The 25,813-nt window shown below is 56.9% G+C and carries 22 protein-coding genes; 11 read left to right on the plus strand and 11 right to left on the minus strand.

All coding sequences use genetic code 11. From position 1 onward, the window contains the following. Positions 1–127: 127 nt before the first annotated feature. The 4 genes from ACE3MN_RS10120 to manX are packed head-to-tail and all read right to left on the minus strand — an operon-like array spanning position 128 to position 3,333. Complete coding sequence (locus ACE3MN_RS10120) at positions 128–586, minus strand: DUF986 family protein (protein ID WP_024357816.1); 459 nt, start codon at positions 584–586, stop codon at positions 128–130. A gap of 53 nt (positions 587–639) precedes the next feature. After that, positions 640–1,491 (minus strand): PTS mannose transporter subunit IID, encoded by an 852-nt coding sequence (locus tag ACE3MN_RS10125; RefSeq protein WP_004103307.1) that lies wholly within the window; start codon positions 1,489–1,491, stop codon positions 640–642. Between the two features lie 12 nt (positions 1,492–1,503). After that, the gene (manY, locus tag ACE3MN_RS10130; RefSeq protein WP_004121991.1) at positions 1,504–2,304 is read right to left on the minus strand and encodes a PTS mannose transporter subunit IIC; all 801 of its coding nucleotides are present in this window, start codon (positions 2,302–2,304) and stop codon (positions 1,504–1,506) included. A gap of 60 nt (positions 2,305–2,364) precedes the next feature. Beyond that, the gene (gene manX, locus ACE3MN_RS10135; protein ID WP_004138485.1) at positions 2,365–3,333 is read right to left on the minus strand and encodes a PTS mannose transporter subunit IIAB; all 969 of its coding nucleotides are present in this window, start codon (positions 3,331–3,333) and stop codon (positions 2,365–2,367) included. Between the two features lie 446 nt (positions 3,334–3,779). Between manX and yoaE the strand changes: the two genes are divergently transcribed. Continuing rightward, complete coding sequence (gene yoaE / locus ACE3MN_RS10140; RefSeq protein WP_049114332.1) at positions 3,780–5,339, plus strand: CNNM family cation transport protein YoaE; 1,560 nt, start codon at positions 3,780–3,782, stop codon at positions 5,337–5,339. Between the two features lie 36 nt (positions 5,340–5,375). Here yoaE and ACE3MN_RS10145 read toward each other — a convergent pair whose 3' ends face one another. The 4 genes from ACE3MN_RS10145 to pabB form a co-directional block, all read right to left on the minus strand. After that, positions 5,376–6,941, minus strand: a complete 1,566-nt coding sequence (locus ACE3MN_RS10145) for an EAL domain-containing protein (protein WP_024357818.1) — start codon at positions 6,939–6,941, stop codon at positions 5,376–5,378. A gap of 131 nt (positions 6,942–7,072) precedes the next feature. Next, complete coding sequence (sdaA, locus tag ACE3MN_RS10150) at positions 7,073–8,437, minus strand: L-serine ammonia-lyase (RefSeq protein ID WP_004138492.1); 1,365 nt, start codon at positions 8,435–8,437, stop codon at positions 7,073–7,075. 162 nt (positions 8,438–8,599) lie between these two features. Then, the gene (locus tag ACE3MN_RS10155) at positions 8,600–9,178 is read right to left on the minus strand and encodes a CoA pyrophosphatase (protein WP_004121986.1); all 579 of its coding nucleotides are present in this window, start codon (positions 9,176–9,178) and stop codon (positions 8,600–8,602) included. A 3-nt stretch (positions 9,179–9,181) separates the two neighbouring features. Further along, on the minus strand, positions 9,182–10,537 hold the full coding sequence (gene pabB / locus ACE3MN_RS10160) for an aminodeoxychorismate synthase component 1 (protein ID WP_024357819.1): 1,356 nt from the start codon (positions 10,535–10,537) through the stop codon (positions 9,182–9,184). Positions 10,538–10,627: 90 nt separating this feature from the next. Here pabB and ACE3MN_RS10165 point away from each other — a divergent pair, with 90 nt between their 5' ends. Then, entirely contained in the window at positions 10,628–10,807 is a 180-nt protein-coding gene (locus ACE3MN_RS10165; RefSeq protein ID WP_004103292.1) for a YoaH family protein, read from the plus strand. A gap of 1 nt (position 10,808) precedes the next feature. Here the strand turns inward: ACE3MN_RS10165 and ACE3MN_RS10170 are convergent, their stop codons facing one another. Next, positions 10,809–12,839 (minus strand): heparinase II/III family protein, encoded by a 2,031-nt coding sequence (locus tag ACE3MN_RS10170; protein ID WP_102649733.1) that lies wholly within the window; start codon positions 12,837–12,839, stop codon positions 10,809–10,811. Then, entirely contained in the window at positions 12,839–14,077 is a 1,239-nt protein-coding gene (locus tag ACE3MN_RS10175; RefSeq protein ID WP_375364354.1) for an alginate lyase family protein, read from the minus strand. Before ACE3MN_RS10175 ends, ACE3MN_RS10170 begins: the two co-directional genes overlap by 1 nt. Before the next feature lie 525 nt (positions 14,078–14,602). On the opposite strand from ACE3MN_RS10175, the gene ACE3MN_RS10180 reads away from it, so the two are divergent. Genes ACE3MN_RS10180 through ACE3MN_RS10200 form a run of 5 tightly spaced genes read left to right on the plus strand, consistent with a single transcriptional unit; the run spans position 14,603 to position 19,946 of the window. Next, positions 14,603–15,892, plus strand: a complete 1,290-nt coding sequence (locus ACE3MN_RS10180) for a sugar ABC transporter substrate-binding protein (RefSeq protein ID WP_265826572.1) — start codon at positions 14,603–14,605, stop codon at positions 15,890–15,892. Positions 15,893–15,903: 11 nt separating this feature from the next. Further along, on the plus strand, positions 15,904–16,845 hold the full coding sequence (locus tag ACE3MN_RS10185) for a carbohydrate ABC transporter permease (protein ID WP_004121980.1): 942 nt from the start codon (positions 15,904–15,906) through the stop codon (positions 16,843–16,845). Positions 16,846–16,854: 9 nt separating this feature from the next. Beyond that, on the plus strand, positions 16,855–17,694 hold the full coding sequence (locus tag ACE3MN_RS10190; protein ID WP_004121979.1) for a carbohydrate ABC transporter permease: 840 nt from the start codon (positions 16,855–16,857) through the stop codon (positions 17,692–17,694). A 10-nt stretch (positions 17,695–17,704) separates the two neighbouring features. After that, entirely contained in the window at positions 17,705–18,799 is a 1,095-nt protein-coding gene (locus ACE3MN_RS10195) for an ABC transporter ATP-binding protein (RefSeq protein ID WP_004138500.1), read from the plus strand. A gap of 7 nt (positions 18,800–18,806) precedes the next feature. Then, positions 18,807–19,946 (plus strand): alginate lyase family protein, encoded by a 1,140-nt coding sequence (locus ACE3MN_RS10200; protein WP_029669640.1) that lies wholly within the window; start codon positions 18,807–18,809, stop codon positions 19,944–19,946. Positions 19,947–20,110: 164 nt separating this feature from the next. On the opposite strand, the gene ACE3MN_RS10205 is transcribed toward ACE3MN_RS10200, so the two are convergent. Next, positions 20,111–20,455: a RidA family protein gene (locus tag ACE3MN_RS10205; protein ID WP_004113724.1), complete on the minus strand. Its 345-nt coding sequence runs from the start codon at positions 20,453–20,455 to the stop codon at positions 20,111–20,113. Between the two features lie 132 nt (positions 20,456–20,587). On the opposite strand from ACE3MN_RS10205, the gene ACE3MN_RS10210 reads away from it, so the two are divergent. The 4 genes from ACE3MN_RS10210 (at position 20,588) to fadD (ending at position 25,783) form a co-directional block, all read left to right on the plus strand. Further along, positions 20,588–22,498 (plus strand): ATP-dependent DNA helicase, encoded by a 1,911-nt coding sequence (locus ACE3MN_RS10210; RefSeq protein ID WP_024357823.1) that lies wholly within the window; start codon positions 20,588–20,590, stop codon positions 22,496–22,498. A gap of 67 nt (positions 22,499–22,565) precedes the next feature. Then, a complete protein-coding gene (gene tsaB, locus ACE3MN_RS10215; protein WP_024357824.1) occupies positions 22,566–23,261 on the plus strand; it encodes a tRNA (adenosine(37)-N6)-threonylcarbamoyltransferase complex dimerization subunit type 1 TsaB in 696 nt (231 codons plus the stop codon). A 43-nt stretch (positions 23,262–23,304) separates the two neighbouring features. After that, a complete protein-coding gene (locus ACE3MN_RS10220; protein ID WP_024357825.1) occupies positions 23,305–23,889 on the plus strand; it encodes a Slp family lipoprotein in 585 nt (194 codons plus the stop codon). A gap of 208 nt (positions 23,890–24,097) precedes the next feature. Further along, a complete protein-coding gene (fadD, locus tag ACE3MN_RS10225) occupies positions 24,098–25,783 on the plus strand; it encodes a long-chain-fatty-acid--CoA ligase FadD (RefSeq protein WP_004138515.1) in 1,686 nt (561 codons plus the stop codon). Positions 25,784–25,813 lie beyond the last annotated feature (30 nt).

The following is a 25,813-nucleotide window of genomic DNA, read 5'->3' on the forward strand; positions in this document are numbered from 1 at the left end:
TTCATTTCAATCTGTAGGTAAATGATTAGTTAATAAATATCGCTGAAGTTAACGCCGGGAATATAGCCGCGGCTATATTCCCGGCGCGGGGGGAAAGGGTAAATATAGCGTAGGCTATATTCTTAATCTATTGAGTGGAAACGAGAAGTTTGTATATCTTTTCCAGATCGTCGATATTTCGTACGCGAATAAGCAGGCGCCGTTGTTCTAATTGCATAACCAGTACGCCATCTTCCGATAAATTCATCTCTTTAATGCGCTGATATTCGATCCAGATATTGGCGAAAAAAAAGCCCTGCTGCTTGAAGATGATTTTGGGAGAGCGGATCCAGAACAGATATAACCCCATTAAGGCCAGGGCAGATAATAACCAAGTGGTGATAAGTTCGCCGTGGTTAGCAATATTGTTATAAATCAGGATAGCAATGAGGCCGACGAAGATAATGCCATCGACGCGGTTGCGGCGGAGCAGGGGGATAGCCAGCAAAACGGGGCCATTACGGCGCGGCATGATGAACTGGTCGTAAACCGCAAACGCGAGCAAAACGAGAATAAACAGGATTAACACCAGGTCCGTGATTGTCATCCATCCTCCAAATAAAAAAGCCGGGGGCAAGCCCCCGGCGCACAACGTGTTGATTACTGGCCCAGCAGTCCGACAGCGTAACCGGCGATACCGATGACGAAGAAGCCCACGATGATCCACAGGGCGTTAACTTTCTTACGCAGCAGCCACATACAGGCGAAGGTCAGCAGCAGCGGCACCAGGCCCGGCATCAGCTGGTCAAGGATCGTCTGCACGGTGGTGACGCGAGTCTGGCCATCCTGACCGGTGATGGTGGAAACCACCAGCGGGATGTTCACGTGCGTCCACTTGTTAACCAGCGCCCCCATGACAAACAGGCCGAGAATTGACGCCCCCTCGGTCAGTTTCTGCAGGAAGCCGCCGCCCATATCTTTAACGATGTCGATACCTTTACGGTAACCGTAAGCAACGCCGTAATAACGGGTCAGCAGACGCACCGCGTTAAACAGGATAAAGAACAGCAGAGGGCCGAGCAGGCTGCCGCTCATGGCGATACCTGCGCCCAGCGCGGCGAATACCGGACGAACGGTACCCCAGAAGATCGGGTCGCCCACGCCGGCCAGCGGGCCCATCAGGCCAACTTTGATACCGTTGATGGCGCCATCGTCGATTTCTGCGCCGTTAGCACGCTGTTCTTCCATCGCCAGCGTTACGCCAAGTACCGGCGCCGCAACGTAGGGATGGGTGTTAAAGAACTCAAGGTGACGCTTAATCGCCTGTTTGCGCGCATCGTTGTTCTCCGGATACAGGCGACGAATAGCCGGTACCATGGAGAAGCAGAAGCCCAGCGCCTGCATACGTTCGAAGTTCCATGAACCCTGGAACAGGTTAGAACGAATGAACACGCCACGAATATCACTCTGAGTGAGTTTTTTCTCGGTGGTATTTTTAGTCATATCAACCATTTCGCTCACCTGTTAGTCCAGTTCGTTGTCGAGATCGTTATTACCAGCAGCCTGCGCAGGCGCACCCGCGACGCGGTTATATTTCGGGCTCAGCTGAATGTAGAGGACAGCCATTACCGTACCAATCACACCCAGAGCAACCAGGTTGAAATCGGTGAACGCGGCGGTAACAAAGCCCAGGTAGAAGAACGGCATCAGGTAGCCGGCGCGCATCATATTGATGACCATCGCGTAACCCACTACCACGATCATGCCGCCCGCGATGTTCAGACCGCCGGTAACCACTTCAGGAATGGCGTTCAGAAGACCCTGTACTTCGCTGGTACCGACGGAAATCGCCACGATAACCGCAGGAATAGCGATACGCATCGCCTGCAGGAATAGCGACGAAACGTGCAGCCAGGAGATGGCCGTCAGGTTACCATTTTCCGCCGCTTTATCCGCAGCGTGCTGGAAGGCAACGGTAATGGTACGGACGATAATGGTCAGCACCTGGCCCGCTGCCGCCAGCGGAATTGCCAGCGCGATACCGGCACCGATGCTTTGGTGGCCCGCGATAACCAGAACGGTTGAGATGATGGATGCAAGCGCAGCATCAGGCGCAACGGCGGCGCCGATGTTCATCCACCCGAGGGCGATCATTTCCAGGGTACCACCGATGATAATACCGGTTTTCATATCCCCGAGAACGGCGCCAATCAGCGTACAGGCCACCAGAGGACGGTGGAACTGAAATTCATCAAGTACCGACTCCATACCCGCAATACACGCGACGATGAACACCAGCACAATCTGAAGAAGGGTAATCTCCATTGTACTTCTCCTGTTGATTAAGTCTTAAGTTGAAAATTGAGTTGCGATCCGCAGAGAGGCTTATTTCACCTTGCCGATCAGATCCATCATTTTCAGTTTCTGGTCGGTGGAAACTTTGCGGGCTTCCAGTTCGATACCGCGGGCGTTCAGCTTCTTGAACGCTTCAATATCTTTTTCATCGACCGAAATGGCGTTATTCACCTGCGTTTTGCCCTGACGGAAAGCCATGCCGCCGATGTTGACGCTGGTGATTTTCACACCGCCTTCAACAACACGTTCAACGTCCGTTGGGTTAGTGAACAGCAGCATAATGCGCTCGCCTGCGTATTTGGGGTTGTTATAGACGCGAATCATCTTCGCCACGTCTACTACGTGGGCGGTAACGCCCGGAGGAGCAACCTGGGTCAGCAGCGTTTTACGTACGGTATCCGCCGCCACTTCGTCGCTGACGACGATAATGCGCGAAACGTTAGTTTCTTTGGTCCAGCGAGTGGCGACCTGGCCGTGGATTAAACGGTCATCGATACGCGCCAGCCCAATAACCATGTAGTCGTTTGGACCCATTGGCTTCAATGGCGCTGCCGCTTTCGGCGCTGCAGCCTGAACCGGAGCAGGGGCGGCCTTTTCCACCGGCTTCGCTTTCAGTGCTTTCACGCCTTCACGACCGGTTTCCACCGCCAGGGCGACCAGTTCATCAAACGAGGGGTTGTCGTCGCGCGCCATCAACGTTTCGACCAGCATCGGGATATTGACGCCCGCGATGACTTCATAATGTTCTTTATCGACGACAATGCGGCTGGCCGCGTTAAACGGGCTGCCTCCCCATGTATCGACGAGAAATAACACGCCTTTAGCCGTATCCAGCTTTGCCAACTGGGCGTTGTACTTCTCAATCAACGTTTCTGCGTTTTCGCCAGGAACGAAATCGATCCAGCCAACGTTTTCCTGTTCGCCCAGCAGCATTTCTGCCGTTTTTAACAGCTGTTCTGCAGCCCAACCATGTGTGCCTATTACAATAGCAATCGTCACTTGCTACCTCCTTTATAATCGTGAATGCATCATCTGTTGTGATACATCCTGAATCACTCTTGCGAACAAAATCGATTCAGTAAGGGTGTAAGATATAAAGTAATTACTACAGCGAATTATTTTAGACAGTGAAAAAATAATTAATGTGATGAAGCTCCGCTAATTTTGCATCGGTTGGTAATTATTTTGCAGCGCAAAAAATAGTCTTAGCTATTGCAAAGACAGGTAAATTTTTTCCAATATTGCTCTATATTTTGCTATGTTTACGTTCCGTTTAATTACTCAGGAGTATAGGGCATAGCCCGCTATATGGACCGTCACCGACGTCATTTCACCTTCCGGCACGCGCGTGCCGCCGTCACCTGCTACGTCTTTTCACCAGCAACAAGTGTCTCGTCTGTGCATGACACAGCGATGACTATGCCTGTCGTTAACTGGAGCTGCTCATGGAATTCTTAATGGATCCCTCTATTTGGGCCGGTTTGCTGACGCTTGTCGTCCTTGAAATCGTACTGGGTATCGACAACCTGGTGTTTATCGCCATCCTTGCCGACAAGCTGCCGCCTAAGCAGCGCGATAAGGCGCGCCTGATCGGCCTTTCGCTGGCGCTGTTTATGCGTCTGGGGCTGCTGTCGGTCATTTCGTGGATGGTGACCCTGACGAAACCGCTTTTCAGCGTTGCCGATTTTTCGTTCTCCGGACGCGATCTTATTATGCTGCTCGGCGGGATATTCTTGCTGTTTAAGGCGACCACCGAACTGCATGAACGGCTGGAGAACCGCCAGCATGACTCCGGTCATGGTAAAGGATATGCCAGTTTCTGGGTGGTGGTACTGCAAATCGTCGTACTTGACGCCGTGTTCTCGCTGGATGCCGTGATTACTGCGGTCGGGATGGTTAACCACCTGCCGGTGATGATGGCGGCGGTGGTGATTGCGATGGCGGTGATGCTGCTGGCTTCGAAGCCGTTGACTAATTTCGTCAACCAGCATCCGACGGTGGTGGTGCTCTGCCTGAGCTTCCTGCTGATGATCGGCCTGAGCCTGGTGGCGGAAGGGTTTGGTTTCCATATACCGAAAGGTTACCTGTACGCCGCGATTGGCTTCTCGATAACCATCGAGTTCTTTAACCAGATTGCGCGCCGTAACTTTATTCGCCATCAATCGACCCTGCCTCTGCGCGCGCGTACTGCCGATGCGATCCTGCGCCTGATGGGCGGGCGTAAGCAGAGCGCTCCGGCGCACGATAGCGACAGCTCGTCCGTGGTGCCGATACCGGAAGGCGCGTTTGCGGAAGAAGAGCGCTATATGATTAATGGCGTACTGACCCTGGCCCAGCGTTCGTTGCGCAGTATTATGACCCCGCGCGGGGAAATTAGCTGGGTGAACGCCGAGCAAAGCGAAGATGAAATTCGCCGCCAGCTGCTCTCTTCCCCGCACAGCCTGTTCCCGGTCTGTCGCGGCGAGCTGGATGAAATCATCGGTATCGTGCGGGCGAAAGAGATGCTGGTGGCGCTGGAAGCGGGTGACAACGTGGCCGCGCTGGCTTCCGCCTCTCCGGCGATTGTGGTCCCGGAAACGCTGGACCCGATCAACCTGCTCGGCGTGCTGCGCCGCGCCCGCGGTAGCTTTGTCATCGTGACTAACGAGTTTGGCGTCGTACAGGGGCTGGTTACGCCGCTGGACGTACTGGAGGCGATTGCCGGTGAGTTCCCGGATGCTGACGAAACGCCGGAAATTGTCATCGATGGCGACGGCTGGCTGGTGAAAGGTTCAACCGACGTGCATGCGTTGCAGCAGGCATTGGGCGTAGACGATCTGGTCGATGAGGATGAAGATATCGCCACCGTTGCCGGCCTGGTGATTGCCGTCAACGGCCATATTCCGCGCCCTGGCGACGTGCTTGAGCTGTCGCCTCTGCAGTTCACCATCATTGAAGCCAACGACTATCGCGTCGACCTGGTGCGCGTCGTCAAGCTGCGTCAGTACAACGACGAAGAAGAGTAACGTTGATGCCCGTCGGCCTCAGGCCGGCGGGCATTTTTAGGCGTTCATTTCCCGACGCTTTTCCGCCGCCAGCCACTGCGGAAAGTCCTCTACCGGCATTGGCCGGGCGTAATAAAACCCCTGCAATAAATCGACGCCGTTGCCGCGCAGATACGCTTCCTGATCCTGGGTCTCGACGCCTTCCGCGACCGTCACAATTTTCAGCCGATGGGCGAGAGCAATGATCATATCGGTCACCGTCGCGTTAACGCTATCAATCCCAATGGCGCTGGTAAACGATTTATCAATTTTCAGGACATCAGGGCGCAGCTTTTCCAGCCACGAAAGGGAGCTGTTGCCGGTGCCGAAATCATCGATAGCCAGCTGGACCCCTTTGAAATGAAGATGCTCGGCCATATGGTGGTCGCCATCCTGCAGGACGTCACGCTCGGTGAGCTCAACGACCAGCTGCTGAATGGGATGGGCGCTAAACCAGTAGTGATGCAGATCGCGCAGCAGCTCGCCGTTGGCAAAATGGCGGGCGGCGACGTTAATGCTGATGTGAAAATGTTTGTCCTGCGGAAAGCAGGCTAATTTGTGGGCCGTCTGGGAGATCACATAGCGGGTGAGGGGGACGATCAGGTTATATCCTTCGGCTATCGGAATAAACACGTCCGGCGAGATTTCGCCTCTGCGCGGGTTATTCCAGCGCAGTAGTATCTCAACGCCGCAGCACTGCCGAGTGCGCAAGTTCTGCAGGGGCTGGCACCAGAGGGCGAACTCGTGCGCGGCAATACCGAGATTAATTTCGCGGGAAAAGCTCATTCTTCCGGCGGTCGCCAGCCAGGCGATGCCGGTCATTAACAGGCTGATTACCAGCGCCAGCGGAAGCTCGGCCGGCAGTTCATTAAGGGCGACCGCCGAGGCTCCTGGCCCGCTGACGCTAATGGTAAAGGGGAACTCGGTCGACGGCTGGCGGTAGATGATTTGCTCGCCCGGCAGGGCTTCCTGTTTACTCAGCCCCGAACCGCTAATAAAACTTCTTTCGCCGACGTTAAGGCCAATTCCGCTGATTAGCGCTGATTTTGCGTTGAAAATTAACTCGCCCAGCAGCTCGATATTGATCACCAGCAGCACGCCGTCGGCGCCGCTAAGCGAAGCGGGATACCACTGGATAAGCACCGGCGTTCCTTTGAGCAGCGAGGCGTCGTAGCTGAAGGTGAGCAGGGGGTGATGGGTAGGTAATGCCGGCTGTAGCTGGTGTATCGGAATGTTGCGTTGGCCAAAAATACTCGAGCAGTACAGCAGGTTCGACTGGACCAGCGCGATGGAACGCACCGTTTGCAGCGACGCCGCCAGCTTACGTAACGTGAGGTGCACGTCCTGACAGGGCTTATTGACAAGATGCAGTAGCGCGACGTGCTGGGCCGCCAGAGGCCGCAGAATATTATCCATAGCGGCCACCATCTTGTTGGTGCTCATCTGGACGCGTTGCTGATTTAAGCTACGCTGTGAAATAAATCGTATTACTAAGGTTGTTGTCAGCGTCAGTAGCGCGACCAGCAGGCAAACCAGAATGCGTTTCCGGCGATAGGTTGTGATGACTTTTTGTGCAGTCTGCATGCGCGACGCCCTGTCGGCTAAAAGTGTTAATGAGAGTAACAGCCGTTATAGAGCAAGTGTAGTGGGCGCAGATAATAATATAGAGCGGAAAAAGAAGAATGCGCCCTTGGGCGCATTCTGTTGAGCAATGATTAGTCGCACTGAACTTTGATAGCCAGGCCGCCGCGCGACGTTTCCCGGTATTTGGCGTTCATGTCTTTACCGGTTTCATACATGGTCTCAATGACCTTATCCAGCGAGACGCGCGGCTCGCTGGTGCGGCGCATTGCCATCCGGCTGGCGTTAATCGCTTTGACGGAGGCAATCGCGTTGCGTTCAATGCACGGAACCTGTACCTGTCCGGCCACCGGGTCGCAGGTCAGTCCCAGGTTATGTTCCATGCCGATTTCCGCCGCCACGCAGACCTGCTCCGGGCTGGCGCCAAGGATTTCAGCCAGGCCCGCGGCCGCCATCGAGCAGGCCACGCCCACTTCGCCCTGACAGCCCACTTCCGCGCCGGAAATGGAGGCGTTCATTTTGTACAGCGTGCCGATAGCCCCTGACGCCAGGAAATAACGAATATAGATATCCGGACTGACGGGCTCGATAAAGTGGTCATAGTAGGCCAGCACCGCCGGAACGATGCCGCAGGCGCCGTTGGTCGGGGCCGTTACCACCCGGCCACCGGCGGCGTTTTCTTCGTTGACCGCCAGCGCAAACATATTGACCCAGTCCACCACGTTCATCGGGTCGTTAGAGAGCTTATCGCTGGCAACCAGCATCCGTCGCAGCGCCGAGGCGCGACGAGGAACGCGCAGCGGACCGGGCAGGACGCCTTCGGTATTCATCCCGCGATCGATACAGGCGCGCATGGTCTGCCAGATATTGGCGAAATAGTCTTCAATCTCTTTTTTGCTGTGCAGCGCCAGCTCATTCTGCATCACCATGCCGGAGAGCGACATGCCGGTCTGTTTGCAGTAGCCCAGCATCTCCTGAGCGGATTTAAACGGATACGGAACGGCGAGTTCGCTGGCGCTCTCTTTGCCGAAATGTTCTTCATCGACGATAAAACCGCCGCCGATGGAATAATACGTTTTACTGTAGATCTCTTTCTCGCCAGACCAGGCGTGAATGGTCATGCCGTTTTCATGCAGCGGCAGGTTGTCGCTACGAAAACGCATGCCGTCATTTTTCGGGAAGTCGACTTCATGCTGCCCCTGGGCCAGCAGCAGGCGTCCGCGCTCTTCAACGTCGCGGATAAACGCCGGAATCGCGTCGATATCGACCGTATCGGGCTGATTGCCCGCCAGACCCATAATAATGGCGATATCCGTGTGGTGGCCTTTGCCGGTTAATGACAGTGAGCCGTAGACGTCGACCGCCAGGCGAGTCACTTCATTAAGCAATCCCTTTTCGACCAGGTCATCGACGAACTGTTTACCGGCCTTCATCGGGCCTACAGTATGGGAAGATGAGGGACCGATCCCCACCTTAAACATGTCGAATATACTAATCACGCTAACACTCCTGACAGGGTTGCCGCGGGTGCGGCAACGATGTAATAACTGCGCATAGTGTAAGAGGGAACCGGGCCATCAGCTTAAGTATTCACATGAATTAAACTAATGAGTAACCATGGATTTACTAATGCTGAGAACGCCGTCTCAGTTTTAGTATAGCTAAGGGCGGGAGCCTATCTGTAGCGCCAGTTCACGGATAATGCCGGCGGTCATTCCCCAGACAAAATAATGCTGATACCAGGATAGCCAGACGCGATGCGAATTGCCGCGGCGATGGATATCCAGCGGGTGATAGCGCCCCAGGCGCAGCGCTTCGGCCAGCGGCATTTCGAAGACCGCGGCGACTTCATCCTGGCTGGCGTGATAGTGCAGGTCAGGCGGAATAATGCCCACCACCGGGGTGACCTGAAAACCGGTTACGCTATCGACCGGCGGCAGAACGCCGATCACCTCGACCGACTCCGGCGGGATCGCCACCTCTTCGTGTGCCTCGCGCAGCGCGGCGGCGATCAGGGTCGCATCGCTGTTATCCACCGCGCCGCCGGGGAAGGCGACCTGGCCCGCGTGCTTGCGCATCAGCGGCGAACGCTGGGTCAGCAGCAGCCCCGGCTGCGGGCGGCGCACAATCGGTACCAGCACCGCAGCCTGACGCTGGTTGAGCGCGTGGCGCGTCGGCTGCGGGCGCAGAAGCTGAAAACGCGAAAGGAAATCGTCAAGTTCGAGGGCGCTGTCCGCCATGTGCTAGCTCTCCAGTTGATGCAGGATACGATTAACTTTATCAAAAGTTTCCTGATATTCCGCCGCCTCTTCGCTATCGGCCACAATTCCGCCGCCGGCGGAGCAGTAGATCCGCCCCCGGCAGGCCGTCAGCGTACGGATGGTAATGCTGGTATCCATATTGCCGCAGAAGCTGAGATATCCGATGCTGCCGCACCACGCGTTGCGCCGCTGCGGCTCCAGTTCATCGATGATCTCCATCGCTCTGACCTTCGGCGCGCCGGTGATTGAGCCGCCGGGAAAGGCCGCGCGCAGCAGGTCGGCGGCGTGCAGATGCGCGGGCAGTCTGGCGGTCACGGTGCTCACCAGATGATGCACGGCGGGGAAGGGCTCCACCACAAACAGCTCAGGAACGCGAACGCTACCGGGGACAGCAACCCGGCCAATATCGTTACGCATTAAATCGACGATCATCAGGTTTTCGGCGCGGTCTTTTGCTGAGTTCGCCAGCTTTTGCGCCTGCAGCGCGTCCTGCTCAGGATCGGCCAGCCTGGGCAACGTCCCCTTGATGGGCCGGGTCTGAATTTCGCCTTGCCGGAGCTGAATAAAACGCTCGGGCGACAGGCTTAATATGGCGCCCTCCTGGAGGCGAATAAAGGCGCTGAACGGCGCGCGATTAACACGGTTTAGCTGACGGAAGGCCAGCCACTCATCCCCGCGATAGCTCGCCGTAAACCGCTGCGCCAGGTTAACCTGATAGCAGTCGCCGCTGTGCAGATAAGCCTGAACCTGGCGAAACTTTTCGCCATACTCCGCGCGGCTCATATTTGAGCGCCACCCTGAGGTGAGGGCAAAGGGGGCCGCGGCAGGCTCGGCCTGCGCTTCCAGCCACGCCAGCCGCGCCTGCGGATCGCCATAGCTGAATAACGACACTTCCCGGCGCTGATGATCGACGATTAACGCCCAATCATAAATGCCTACCGCCATATCCGGCAGATCGATATCCGCCTCGGCCTGCGCCGGCAGATTTTCAAAGCGACGACCCAGATCGTAGCCGAACAGCCCCAGCGCCCCGCCGAGAAACGGCAGCTGCGGATGAGCCTGCGGCTGCAGGTTAAAGCGCGCCAGCTGTTGATGCACGAGAGTGAGCGGATCGGCGGCAGAGGTTGAGACGGTTTCCCCATCGTTTATGACGGTCATATTGCCGCGAGTCACCAGCGTTGCGCGCGGCTGGGCGACAACAATGTCAAAACGATTATGCGGATGTTCGGCAAAACCCGAGTGCAGCAGCATCGCCCAAGGCTGTGAACTTAATGGGCTAAAATAGTCTTCAGCGGCATCCGGACGCCAGGGCAGGGAAAGCATAGCGGGGGACAACATGGTCTTCTTTAATCCTGATCGTGACCGCCCGCTGGTATACGAGAGGACGGCGTGAAATAATTACGCCCCACAATGTAGCAGGAGTAAGTGATGTTTGCAGGTTTACCTTCGCTGAGCCACGAGCAACAGCAAAAAGCAGTGGAACGAATTCAGGAGCTGATGTCGCAGGGCATGAGCAGCGGCCAGGCCATCGCTTTGGTGGCGGATGAACTGCGCGCCTCGCATACCGGAGATCGGATTGTGGCGCGCTTTGAGGATGAAGACGAGTAAATTACTCTGCGTACTGAGGTGAGACGCCGCTTTCCGCGAGCGGAAGGATCGCATCAGGTCGTTTCCCTGGCTCGTCGTACAACGTCACGTGCGTCACGCGATCGCCGCGCCAGAAGGTAATTTGCGTACCGACTGGCGTATGGTGCACGTTCACTTCCGTCAGCGGCGCGCTGTTTGCCAGATCCCACAGACACACAAAACGCGCCTGCGGCAGGTGATTGCGTATGACCAGATAGCTAAGATTGCGAATCGCTGGGTTATCGGGCGCCAGCCCTTGCCAGAGTTCACCATCACCGGACAGCCAGAGCGCAACGGTATCGCCGTCGCGCGCAAAGTGGCGCGGCTGACAGCCGTTCAGCGGCGTCACGGTTGCTTCGGTCATTCGCCGCAGCGGGCCGCTGAGCGAAAAGGGCCGGGCCGTGCCGCTCTGGTCCAGCGCCTGTGCCGCCAGATGCAGCGTCCAGTCGAGCTGCTGGCGATGCGGGTTCTCCACGGAGGACAGATCGATCAGCACATCTTCAAGCCACAGCAGGCGACGGCGGAAGCGCACGTCCCGCCAGGCCGTAGCGTCCCATTCGACGCGGCTATGGCTGTTGAGCTCCGGCGGCGGTTTGCCCCAATCAACCTCGCTATCCAGCCACAGAAAGTCGTCATCCATATGCCGGCCCAGCACCTGCGGATTGGCCGGAGGCTGGTTGCTCTGATTAACGCAAAGCGTATTGTGGGTGGCGCTGTTTTTGTAGTAGTCGTAGTGCATTTTCGCGCCGTAGCCGGTGGTGCCCATATCCGTGAGCAGCCAGCCGTCGCGATGCCAGAGCATCAGCCCCAGCCGGTCGTAATGGTCGTGTTCGCCGCCCCAGGGACTGTGCTTAATCAGCAGCGCCTGCTGCGGCCGTCGCCATAGCGTCAGACCCGCGCCCGGCGCAAACAGCGACTGCTGCGGGATGAGCGCCAGGGGGGATTCCGGCAGAGACCGTTCGCGCCATAGCAGGGTTTCACGCTCATCGGGCGCCGTTTCGGTAAACTGCAGGACCGCGGCGTACTGCGGGTCACGCCAGATAAACCAGGCGAACTCGTACAGATCCCGGTGATGGAGCTTTTCCTGCCCGGCGAGGCAGTCATTAAGGCGGGGGAAAGTGCCGTCCGGCAGCAGCAGCGCCAGCGGGAACTTCAGCATCGCCTGATACCAGGGGCCGTCCAGCAGGCTCCAGCGGGTGCCGCGCGCCAGCTTCTCGAAGGCGAAAAAGCCCTGCAGCGCATAATAGTGGTAGTGAATCGAACCTTCGAACCAAAGCCCTTCCGCCAGCAGGCCGTTTTCCAGCTGCCAGCGCAGGCCGTACGGCTGGTTAACGGCAAACTCCAGCAGCGCTTCATCTTCGAGGACGAAACCCAGTACGCCAAGCGCCGCGCTGATTTTGACTTCATGGTTGTGAATCTGCGGACTACGATGGTCGCGCAAAAACGTGGCCGCACAGCGCAGCAGGTTTTCACTGATGTGCCGCTGCTCGCCGGGGGGCAGGCTGTCGCGAATAAAGTCATAACCCAGCGCCATTTCCAGAATGCAGTTGGCTTCGCACAGCGTCTGGGCGTTCATCTTTCCCGGCCCGTTGTTGGGAATATCGCCGTGAATCGCATAGCCGGGATAGACATCCGCGTAACCCATCAGCAGCGTGCGAACTTTATCGCGATACGCCGTTTCGCCGGTCAGCCGCCATAGCAGGCCAAGCTGCTGACAGGCGCTGGCGTTTCGGCCATTCATCTCGCGCCACCAGGCGCCGTCCCACGGTTCGCCGCTAAATATTTCCCCATCGACCGGGCAGGCATGCTGGTAGGGCGTATCCGCCCGCCACGTCAGGCGTACGCCGTGGCGCGGACAAAAGTAATAGAGATTCCAGCTGGCGATGCCTGACTGCGGAATGCGAACCGCTGCCTGAAGTACCGGCTGCGCATCCTTCACTAGCCGTTCAAGCAGTCCGCTATTCGCGGCTGCGCGTCCGACAATGTCGGGCCAGAGCCCAGAAAATTGTTTCATTAGCGGTTATCCCTGACCTCTGACGATGCGGAAAGCGGGGCGATAGGCGTCGTGATATCGTCGGGATATTTCGCCCGCAGCCACTGCGCTTTGTCACTGAACAGCGGATCTTCCGGCCAGGCGTGTGCGGCGGTGGCGATATTGCGCAGCGCTTTCTTGTCATCCATTTTATCGATATCTTTCCAGGGCCATGGCGTATCGCTGTTAATAAACCCGGCGATGTACTGATAGCCTTTGCGCAGGCTATGGTCGTCGAGGGTGAAGTTCCAGATATCGACGCCCGCCTTCTCGCCCAGTCGCCCGAGGCGGTTGTAGGCTTCGAGGTTGAAATTGCTGTAGTGCCACGGACGCGTGCGCTCCAGCTCGGCCATCTGGCGGCCTTCAATATCAAATTGTCCCGCAATACGCCGCAGCTGGGTGATGTACAGGCGCTTTTTCGCCTCGTCGATTTTACCGCTGAACAGCGCGAAGGCGGCGGCCTGCATATCAAAATAGCTGCCGTGATTGTTATGCCAGTTCTCTTCTTCAAAGCCGTTCTGGCTGGTGGTCATCCAGTGGTAATAGTCGCCAAACCACTGCCTTAATGCGCTAACGTCGTTATCGCTCAGCGCAGCTGAGGATTGCAGCAGGGCGATCGCGTCAACGACATCAACCAGCGCGCGGCTATCAATAATGCCGATACCGCGTCCGGTATTAATGCCGGGAATGGCCTGGGCATGCTGCAGGTTGGGGGTCATTCGCGTTTTGGGATCGAGGAACCAGGTCTTTAACTGCGCAGCCGCTTTTTGCGCGTAGCGATCGTCGTGAGAGAAGTACCACGCCAGCGCCAGCGTTGACACGTCGTTACTCATTTTCACCAGCCGGTTTTTATCGGTGGCGTCACTATTGGCGTCAGGGTTGGTTTGCCCATCTTTGCGGATATAGGGAAGCCCGTCCTGGGTATCAGGGTTTGGCCACCAGTAAGGCGGAAAGCTGTAGTAGTCGTGCTTATTGCCGCTGGCGGCGACCAACGTTTTATCCATCACCGAGAACAGCGGATGATTGAGCGCCAGATCGGCTTTCTTTAGCAGCGCCGCTTGCGCCTGAACAAATAGCGGATCTTTCGCGGCGATCTGCTGGCGGCTAAAGGCTAAATCCTTTCCGTCTAGCGTGTACGGCTCAGCGGCATACGAGGCGGCGCTCAGGCCGGAACAAAACAGCGCAATGCATAACAAACCTCGGCGAGGTATTGAGTTCATCGTGATAACCCTTCTGCAAATATGAGAAAAGATAACAACAGAATTATACCTGACGCGTATTTAAAGGACGCGAAAAACAGGCGGTGTAATTAAAAACAATATATTTAAATATTCGATGGCGAGCAGTGTAAAAGACAAAGTGATTTTTTTTGTGACGTCCTTCAAGTTTAACGGCCTGGATAAATAATGACGCTATTAATGCAGTGTACATCACGTATTTTGCCGTTTTTCTCTATTTTTTGAATCTTTTAACAAAATTAGTAAATTTATAATATATTGATTTTAAATGTTATTTATTTTTCGTCACTTTTCTTGTCACTTTTTGGTGTGATCTATCTCAATTTTCTGGTTTTTGAAACGCAATTTCTTTTTTGCATGGTTGTATTGGGAAATACATTTCTATCTAATGAATGGAAATATTTCTTGCGTCAGCTGTATTAACGCCTGAGCGATATTCACATTTCTTTTTATGTATTAATTGAGAATTTAATTACCTTGGTGCCCTACAATAAAGGATATGCCATCATGTCTGCCAATAAATTACGTTCATTGTTACTTCTTACCGCGCTCGGGCTCGGCGTTAGCCAAAGCTACGCCGCGACTACCCTCAACGTCTGGATCCGCGCCAGCAATGACTCGAAGAATATCTACAAACAAGAGGCGGAAAAGTTTGAAGAAAAAACCGGTATCAAAATTGAGTATTTCAACGCCACCACCGACTTTGAACAGCGGCTGGCGCGCGCCACGGCGGGCAACGCCTTACCCGATCTGATTTTTAACGATGCGGCGTCGCTGGGGCAGTTTATCCAGTTGGGTATTGCCGAAGAAATTGACCCGCAGGCGATCGCGGGCGGCGACCAGCTATTCCAGACGGCATGGAAGAGCACCCGCTATATCGACGGTAAATACTATGGCGTACCGACCTCCGCGCAAACTTTCGCCCTGTTTGTGCGCAAAGACTGGCGGGAAAAACTGGGGCTGCCGCAGCCGAAGAGCTGGGATGATATTCAGGCCCTGGCAAAAGCCTTCACCACCCAGGATCCCGATGGCAACGGCAAAAATGATACCTACGGATTTATCGTTCCCGCCTCCACGACGCGCGGCTACGCCAGCTGGTTTATGAGTAGCTTTATCTGGCAGGCGGGCGGCGATTTCGTTAAAGAAGAGAGCGGAAAATTCAGCGCTTCGCTCAATACGCCGGAAGTGGCTCAGGCGATGACCTTTATGCGCGCCATGATGTGCGACAAAGTCACGCAGCCGGGGGCGATTAACGCCACCACCGCCGACGTTATTCCCTCCTTCCGTTCCGGGCAAAGCGGCATGTTCTTCAGCGGCCCGTACCATATCGCGCTGTTCGATAAAGACCCGGGTAAAGACAACTTTGAAGTGATTCCGGTGGTGGGGCCTAAAGGTGAGGCCACCCTCGCCGAGGGCACCACGGTCTTTATGATGAAGAGCAGTGTGCAGAAAGAGGCGGCGCGTCAATTTATCGAATTTATGATTTCCCCGGAAGGTCAGGAAATCGGCATGGGTAAAGGCAGCCAGCATATACCGGTGGTGCGCCTGCCGGTGAATAAGAACGTCGACGTCAAAGCCGTTTATCAGGACGCGCGCTGGGAGACTTTCGCCCGACTTTACAATGAACAGGGGCGCTACGTGCCGCAAATTCCCAACTGGACGCCGGTGCGTCAGGTGGCAGCCGAAGGCTTTAACCGCATTTTTGCCGACTGCAGCAGCGATATTCCCGGCGAGCTGAAGACGCTCGACAGCAAGGTGAACGCTGAGCTGAAAAAACAAAATGTGCTGGCTAACTGAGGACATAGGTTATGACGCTGCATGAGACGAAGTCCTCGCCGATAAAGCAGGCCGCTTCGCCTGACTCGGCCGGATGGCTGAGCGCAAAGCGTAAGCGGGCGCTGATCCCGTGGCTGTTTTTAGCGCCTGCGCTAATTATTTTCAGCTGGTTTAAGTTTATCCCCATGATTCAGGGTCTGGTGATGAGCTTTTACAAGGTCAACTTTAATCAGCCCAACGAGTGGGTAGGGCTGGATAACTTCACCCGCGCTTTTGCCGACGCCGAGCTGCACGCGGCGGTGGTGAACACGCTGCTGTACGTGGTGGTAACGATGTTCGCCGCGGCTATCCTGGCCTTCTTTCTCGCCATGCTGCTGGAAGGTCCGGCGCGCCATCTGCGTTTTATTCGCACCGCCATCTTTTTACCCGCGGTCACCAGCGCGGCGATCGTCGCCGAAATGTGGCGAATTTTATTCAACCCAACGCCCAACGGCGTGGTTAACCACATCCTGAGCTGGTTTGGCGTCGCCGACCAGGGCTTTCTTGCCAGCTCCGATCAGGCGCTGGGGGTCATCATGCTGCTGCATATCTGGAAGGCGGTGCCTTACAACATGGTGATTTTTATTGCCGGCCTGGCGGGAATCAGCCGCGATTTATACGATGCGGCGAACGTTGACGGCGCCAGCTGGTGGAACCGCCTGCGCTACGTCACGCTGCCTGGCATGATCCCGGCGCTCTCGGTGGTGCTGATGCTCTCCTTCATTCGTGGTTTTCGCGTGTTTGCCGAGGTGTATGCCACCACCGGCGGGGGGCCGTCTAACGCCACGGAAATGGTCATGACCCACATCTATAAATTGGGTTTTGAGCAGTTTGACTATGGCTACGCTTCGGCGGTGTCGTTTCTGCTGTTCACCTTCACGGTTTTGTTAACCATTTGTCATCTGACGCTGAAAAAACGTATCGCCCGTTACTAAGGAGCCGCGATGTTAAGTAAACGTTGGGATACAGCAGGACGCTGGTGCATCTACGCGCTGCTGCTGATTGTCTTTGTCGGTCCGTTCTGGGGCATCGTCGCCACGGCATTCAGCGGTGCGCCGGTGAAACCGGGCGAACTGCTGGCCTGGCCGAATCAGTTCTCATTTGAAAACTTCATCTTTGCGTGGATGGATATTGGCGTCTGGCAGTATCTGCTGAACTCCATTCTGGTGGTGTTCTTCGGCACCGTTCTGCAGGTGTCGGTCAGCGCGCTGGCGGCCTATGCGCTGGCGCGGAAGAAGTTTCGCGGCGTGGCGCTGGTGAGCCTGGTGATTTTGTCCACCATGATGCTGCCGGAAGAGGTCATCGCCATTCCGCTGTACATGATTATTAACTGGCGACTGCCGTTTATCGATGCCTCGCTCTACAACAGCTACCTCGGGATGATTTTACCGGTTGTCGGCTGGGCGTTCTCTATCTTTGTCCTGACTGAATTTATGTCGGCGATTCCGAAAGAGCTGGAGGAGGCGGCGCGGATTGATGGCGCTAACGAGTGGCAGATTTTCTTCCACGTCATCCTGCCGCTGGTGAAACCGGCGCTCGGCACGGTGGTGACCTTCGGCTTTATTATGATTTGGGACCAGTACCTGCTGCCGCTGATCGTGGTCAACCAGGACAGCCTGAATACCATTCCGGTGATCCTCGGCACGCTGCGTACCGATGAGAGCATCACGCCGAACATTTTTATCGCCATAACGCTGCTGGCGATGCTGCCCAGCATCATCGTCTACCTGGGTCTGCAAAAACATTTTAATCGCGGGATTATGTCCGGCGCGGTCAAAGGATAAGGAGTTATCAATGGGATCTGTTGTACTGAATAGCGTGCGTAAATCGTATGGTGACGCGCACGTGATTAAAGACGTGTCGTTGACTATCCCGGACGGTGAATTCTGCGTCCTTGTGGGCCCCAGCGGCTGCGGCAAGTCCACGCTGCTGCGCATGATTGCCGGGCTGGAAGAGATTTCCGGTGGCGAGGTGCATATCAACGAACGCAACGTCACCGAGGTAGAACCGAAGCTGCGCGATATCGCGATGGTGTTCCAGAGCTACGCGCTCTACCCGCAGATGACGGTGCGTGAAAATATGGGCTTTGCCCTAAAGATGGCTAAACTGCCGAAAGCGGAGATCAATCAGAAGGTCAATGAAGCGGCGGCGCTACTGGGGTTGGAGCCGCTGCTGGAACGCCTGCCCAAAGATCTCTCCGGCGGCCAGCGCCAGCGCGTGGCGATGGGGCGGGCGATCGTGCGTAAGCCGCAAGTATTCTTATTCGATGAACCGCTCTCCAACCTTGACGCCAAGCTGCGAACCCAGGTGCGCGGCGAGATCCGCGAACTGCATCGTCGGCTGAAAACCACCTCGGTATACGTCACCCACGATCAGATTGAGGCCATGACCATGGGACAGATGATCGTCGTCCTGCGCGATGGGCGAATTGAACAGGCGGGTACCCCGCTGGAGCTGTACGACCGGCCGGCGAATCTGTTCGTGGCCGGATTTATCGGTTCGCCGGAAATTAACCAGCTTCCCGGCGAGGTTGTGCTGAACGGCAACGCGACCAGCCTGCGTCTGAAAGATGGCTCGCTGCTGGCGTTGCCCGCGGGGTTACGGGTGACCGACGGCCAGCAGGTGGTGTACGCCATTCGCCCCGAGCAGGTCAACGTGGTCCATGAAGCGCGCGACGATGCGCTGGCGGCGAAGGTGACGGCGGTGGAGAACACCGGCTCGGATATGCAGCTCTTCTGCGATACCGGCGGCGGGGCGTTTACATCGGTGTTCAAACAGCGTCTGGCAGTAAAAGAGGGGGATAAGATATGGCTACAGCCGAAACTCTCGGGCGTGCACCTCTTTGATGCGCAAAGCGGTCAACGCATAGCGTGCCGGGAGGAAGTTTAAGGTGGCGATGAAGCTGTACACCCTTGATGAAACCTGCCTGGAAAACGCCCGGGCGGGCTTAAAACAGCCGTTCTCGCCGCTGCAGCTGGCGCTGAGCAAGCTGGTGTCGGAGGCCGACATTCTGCGCCGCGAAGCGCCGGAAAGCGTGGTGCACAAAAAACTGCGCCCGGCGAGCGGCGATGCGCACGATTACTACAGTCTGGGGACCTACTGGTGGCCAAACCCGCGGCGTCCCAACGGGCTGCCCTACATTCGCCGCGATGGGCATATCAACCCGCAGTGTGAAAATAACGATACCGACACCTCGCGCATTATCCGCATGTGCGAACGCTGTCTGACACTGGGACTGGCGTGGTACTTCACCGGCCAGCGCCAGTATGCGCAGGCGGCGGCCGTGCAGATCCGCTGCTGGTTCCTCGATGCCGACACGCGAATGAATCCGCATCTGAACTATGGCCAGGCGATCCCGGGGATTGTTTCCGGCCGCGGCACAGGGCTGATTGACACCCGCTTAATGTGGATGGTGGTGGATACCATCGGCTTGGTGAGTGCGGCGAACGTGCTGGATACCGACGATATTATCGGCCTGCACCAGTGGTTCCGCGATTTTAACCACTGGATGTACTACAGCGAAATTGGCCACTCAGAGTACGTCTGGCACAACAACCACGGCACCTGGTACGACGCCCAGCGGACGGTTAACGCGCTGTTCTATGGCGATAAAGGGCTGGCGGCGCGGATCATCGAGCAGGGGATCACCCAGCGGATGGCGGCGCAGATTGACCAGGATGGCAAGCAGACCATGGAGCTCGAACGTACCATCCCTTTCCACTACTCGCTGTTTAACCTGGAAGCGCATCTGCTGCTCAACCGCTATGCCGAGCACGTCGAGTTTGACCGCTGGAACGCCATCCGCGATGGGCGAGGCGTGAAGCAGGGGATTGATTACCTGGTGCCGTTTATTCGGGAACCGGATCTCTGGCCCTATAGCGACCTGCAGGGGATTGTGTGGGATAGCGCGCTGCGCGTGCTGCTGCAGTCTGTGCGGGGGTATGCAAAACAAGCCGGCAGCTATCGTGAAGCGCTGAAATGCGTGCCGCAGGAGACGCTGCAGCTGAAGGAACAGCTCATGTGGTGCCCGGGCTGATACAACAATGCTTCTTGCCTCCCGACGGCGCTGCGCCTGGCCGGCCTGGCTGATATGTAGTCCAGATAAGGCGTTTACGCCACTATCCGGGGAATGCGCAGGGATTGAGGCTTTGTCTTCCCGGGCGGCGCTACGCTTGCCCGGGCTACGGGGCCACGGCTGTCTTACACTGCGGCGATGATTTTAATCTCGACTTTGTATTTCGGATTCATCAGCTTCGCCTGTACCGTACAGCGTACCGGGGCATGACCGGCGACGACCCATGCATCCCAGGCCTGGTTCATCGCTGCAAAATCTGCGCCGTCGGCAAGGAAAATCGTCGCATCAAGAATACGCGACTTGCTGCTGCCCTGTTTCTCCAGCACCGCGTCAATCTGCGCCAGGGTATCGGCGGTTTGCGCGCAGGCGTCGGCATCCAGGTTGGACGGCACGCCGGTGTAGTACAGCGTCTGGTTGTGAATCACCACATCAGACCAGCGGGCTTCGGCATCAATACGCGTAATGGTCATGTTTATTTCCTCTTTGTTCCGGTTCATTAAGCTGCGGCAAGACTGCCACAATGTTGCACCTGCGTCACTACCCGCACTGGCGAAAACCCCTCCACCCTGACATAATCACTGTCCAAATAACCAGGGGGTAATGTGATCGACGATTTTGCAGCAGACGGCCAGCTGGCCAGCGCGATTGCGGGATTTAAACCACGCGAGCCGCAGCGCCAGATGGCTTTCGCCGTCGCCAGCGCGATTGAAGAAACCCGTCCGCTGGTGGTTGAAGCGGGTACCGGGACCGGGAAAACCTACGCTTATCTGGCGCCTGCGCTGCGCGCCAACAAAAAAGTCATTATCTCCACCGGCTCGAAAGCGCTACAGGATCAGCTCTACAGTCGCGATTTGCCTACCGTCGCCAAAGCGCTGAAGTACACCGGTAAGCTGGCCCTGCTGAAAGGGCGGTCGAACTACCTGTGCCTTGAGCGTCTGGAGCAGCAGGCCCTTGCCGGGGGAGACCTGCCGGTACAAACCCTCAGCGACGTTATTCTGCTGCGTTCATGGTCTAATCAAACCGTCGATGGCGATATCAGCACCTGCGTTAGCGTCGCCGAAGATTCCCAGGCCTGGCCGCTGGTCACCAGCACCAACGACAACTGCCTCGGCAGCGACTGCCCGTTATATAAAGACTGTTTTGTGGTGAAGGCGCGGAAAAAGGCGATGGATGCCGACGTGGTCGTCGTCAACCATCATCTGTTCCTCGCCGATATGGTGGTCAAAGAGAGCGGCTTTGCCGAGCTGATCCCCGAAGCGGAAGTGATGATCTTCGACGAAGCGCATCAGCTACCGGACATCGCCAGCCAGTACTTTGGACAATCGCTCTCCAGCCGCCAGCTGCTGGACCTGGCAAAAGACATTACTATTGCTTATCGTACCGAGCTCAAAGACACTCAGCAGCTGCAGAAGTGCGCCGACCGGCTGGCCCAGAGCGCGCAGGATTTTCGCCTGCAGCTGGGGGAACCGGGCTATCGCGGCAACCTGCGAGAGCTGCTGGCTGACCACAACATTCAGCGCGCGCTGCTGCTGCTTGATGATGCGCTCGAACTCTGTTACGACGTGGCAAAGCTGTCGCTGGGCCGCTCGGCGCTGCTTGATGCCGCCTTTGAGCGGGCAACCCTTTATCGTGGCCGCCTGAAGCGGCTGAAAGAGACCAGCCAGCCGGGATTTAGCTACTGGTATGAGTGTACTTCCCGCACCTTCACCCTGGCGCTGACCCCGCTGACGGTGGCGGATAAATTTAAAGAGGTGATGGCGCAAAAATCGGGGAGCTGGATCTTTACCTCGGCCACGCTCTCGGTCAATGACGATTTACATCATTTCACCGATCGCCTGGGCATCGGTGAAGCGCAAACGCTGCTGCTGCCCAGCCCCTTTGATTACGCCCATCAGGCGCTGCTGTGCGTGCCGCGTAATTTGCCGTTACCCAACCAGCCCGGTGCGGCGCGGCATCTGGCGGCGATGCTCAAACCGCTGATTGAGGCTAACGACGGGCGCTGCTTTATGCTGTGCACTTCCCACGCCATGATGCGCGATCTGGCGGAGCAGTTCCGCGCCACCATGACCCTGCCGGTGTTGCTGCAGGGGGAAACCAGTAAAGGCCAGCTTTTACAGCAGTTCGTCAGCGCCGGGAATGCGCTGCTGGTGGCGACCAGCAGCTTCTGGGAAGGCGTGGACGTGCGCGGCGATGCCCTCTCGCTGGTGATTATCGACAAACTGCCGTTCACCTCGCCGGACGATCCGCTACTCAAAGCGCGGATGGAAGATTGCCGTCTGCGCGGCGGCGATCCCTTTGATGAGGTGCAGCTGCCGGACGCGGTGATTACTCTTAAACAGGGCGTGGGGCGTCTGATCCGCGATGTTACCGATCGTGGGGTACTGGTTATCTGCGACAACCGTTTGGTGATGCGTCCCTACGGCGCGACCTTCCTCGCCAGCCTGCCGCCCGCGCCGCGCACGCGCGACATCCGCCGGGCGGTACGCTTTCTTGCGGTGCCGCCGGCGAGGTAATCCGGCGCAAAATGTGGTAAGCTGCGCGCCATTTTGTCAATCTGCTAGAGCGAGAGCGCGACAACCCATGCGAATTTTAGCTATCGATACCGCCACGGAGGCCTGCTCCGCGGCGCTGTGGAATGATGGCACCCTCAGTGCTCATTTTGAAATCTGCCCCCGTGAACATACCCAACGTATCCTGCCCCTGGTGCAGGAGGTCCTCAATGAGAGTGGCACGCAATTAACCGACCTTGACGCGCTGGCCTTTGGCCGCGGGCCGGGGAGCTTCACCGGCGTGCGTATCGGTATCGGTATCGCCCAGGGGCTGGCGCTGGGGGCCGAGCTGCCGATGATCGGTGTGTCCACGTTGGCAACCATGGCGCAGGGCGCGTGGCGCAAAACCGGCGCAACCCGCGTGCTGGCGGCCATCGACGCCAGAATGGGCGAGGTCTACTGGGCGGAATATCAGCGCGATGAGCAGGGCGTCTGGCACGGCGAAGAGAGCGAGGCGGTGCTGAAGCCGGAAGCGGTTCGCGAGCGGCTTCAGCGGCTGGAAGGCGAGTGGGCCACCGTTGGCACCGGCTGGCAGGCGTGGCCCGATCTGGCTAACGGCTGTGGTTTAACGCTCGTCGATGGCGACATTCAGCTGCCAGAAGCGCAGGATATGCTGCCGCTGGCCTGCTATCTGCTGACGGCGGGAAAAACCGTGGCCGTCGAACACGCTGAACCGGTTTATTTACGTAATGAAGTGGCGTGGAAGAAACTTCCTGGCCGCGAGTGAATCTCAGTAACTATATGTCTGAGAAGAAGGAAGGAGTCGCGTCATGGCGGGTCAAAAAAGGGTAGTGCGTTGGTTAGTCGCGGCGGCAGTCGTTGCTGCGCTGAGCGGGTGCGCTTCGGTGCCGGATGCCATAAAGGGCACCACCCCGACGCCGCAGCAGGATCTAGTCCGGGTAATGAACGCGCCGCAGCTGTATGTCGGTCAGGAAGCGCGTTTTGGCGGCAAGGTGGTTAGCGTACAGAACCAGCAGGGTAAAACCCGCCTGGAAATTGCCACCGTTCCGCTCGACGGCGCCGCGCGTCCGGCGCTGGGCGAACCGTCGCGCGGGCGTATTTTTGCCGACGTAAACGGCTTTATCGACCCGGTGGATTTTCGCGGGCAGCTGGTCACCGTGGTTGGCCCGATCGTCGGCGTCGTCGACGGCAAAGTGGGGAATACGCCGTATAAATTCATGTTGATGAATGCCATCGGCTACAAGCGCTGGAACGTTGTGCAGCAGGTGGTGATGCCCCCGCAGCCAATGATGGACCCGTGGATGTTCGGCCCGCGCCCGTGGGGCTACGGTTACGGCGGCTGGGGCTGGTATAACCCGGGCCCTGCCGAAGTTAGAAACGTCGTAACTGAATGATTTTGTAGCTATTGTAAGCAAAAAGAAACAGCGGCTGGTCCGCTGTTTCTTCGTTTTCAGTCAAATAAGAAAAATAAATAGTGACGCGCTTCGCAACCTGTACAACGCCTAATTAATAAACTGGTACGCTGAGTTAATATAATGTTAACAGAATGTTTGTTGATCAGGGGCTGTGATGACGACGAATAACTATTTCAGAGGTGATGCAGTGAAAAAGGTTTGGCTAAACCGTTATCCCGCGGACGTTCCTGCGGAGATAAACCCTGACCGCTATCAATCCCTGGTTGAACTGTTTGAACATGCCGTCCGCCGCTATGCCGACCAACCGGCATTTATCAATATGGGCGAGGTGATGACCTACCGTAAGCTGGAGGAGCGCAGCCGGGCGTTTGCCGCTTACCTTCAGGAAGGTTTGGGTCTGCAAAAAGGCGACCGCGTCGCCCTGATGATGCCGAATCTGCTGCAATATCCGGTAGCGCTGTTTGGTATCCTGCGCGCGGGGATGATCGTGGTGAACGTCAATCCGCTCTACACCCCGCGCGAGCTGGAGCACCAGCTCAACGACAGCGGCGCCGCCGCCATCGTGATTGTCTCCAACTTCGCGCATACCCTGGAAAAGGTGGTTGATAAAACCCAGGTTAAGCACGTGATTTTAACCCGTATGGGCGATCAGCTTTCCCCGGCGAAAGGCACCGTGGTTAACTTTGTGGTGAAGTACATCAAACGGCTGGTGCCAAAATACCATTTGCCGGACGCCATCTCGTTTCGCAGCGCGCTGCAGCACGGCTACCGTATGCAGTACATCAAGCCGGAAATCGTCCCTCAGGATCTCGCTTTTCTCCAGTACACCGGCGGAACAACCGGCGTGGCGAAGGGAGCGATGCTGACGCATCGCAATATGCTGGCGAACCTTGAGCAGGTCAACGGCACCTACGGGCCGCTGCTGCATCGCGGCAAAGAGTTGGTCGTTACCGCGCTCCCGCTGTACCACATTTTTGCGCTGACCATGAACTGCCTGCTGTTTATCGAGCTGGGCGGGCAGAATCTGCTGATCACCAACCCGCGCGATATTCCAGGCCTGGTCAAAGAGCTGGCGAAATATCCCTTCACCGCGATGACCGGGGTCAACACCCTGTTTAACGCGCTGCTCAATAACAAAGAGTTTCAGCAGCTCGACTTCTCCTCCCTGCATCTCTCCGCCGGCGGCGGCATGCCGGTGCAGCAGGTGGTGGCCGAACGCTGGGTTAAGCTGACCGGGCAGTATCTGCTGGAAGGCTATGGCCTGACCGAGTGCGCGCCGCTGGTGAGCGTCAACCCGCACGATATTGATTATCATAGCGGCAGCATCGGCCTGCCGGTGCCCTCCACCGAAGCGAAGCTGGTGGATGACGACGATAATGAAGTACCGCCGGGGGAGCCGGGGGAGCTGTGCGTGAAAGGGCCGCAGGTGATGCTGGGATACTGGCAGCGTCCTGATGCCACCGCGGAAATTATTAAGGACGGTTGGCTGCATACTGGCGACATCGCGGTGATGGATGAAGAGGGTTTCCTGCGCATCGTCGACCGCAAAAAAGATATGATTCTTGTCTCGGGCTTCAACGTCTATCCGAATGAAATCGAAGATGTGGTGATGCAGCACGCCGGGGTTCAGGAAGTGGCCGCGGTCGGCGTGCCGTCCGGCAGCAGCGGTGAAGCGGTGAAAATTTTCGTGGTCAAGAAAGACCCGACGCTGACGGAAGAGATGCTGATTACCTTTTGCCGTCGCCAGCTAACCGGCTACAAGGTTCCGAAGCACGTTGAGTTTCGCGATGAGCTGCCGAAATCCAACGTTGGGAAAATTTTACGTCGAGAACTGCGTGACGAAGCCCGCGCTAAAGTAGACAATAAAGCCTGAGCTAAGAGTGAATCGCCAGACGCCGGCTAA

This window comes from Klebsiella grimontii (genome assembly GCF_042137965.1).
GTDB lineage: Bacteria > Pseudomonadota > Gammaproteobacteria > Enterobacterales > Enterobacteriaceae > Klebsiella > Klebsiella grimontii.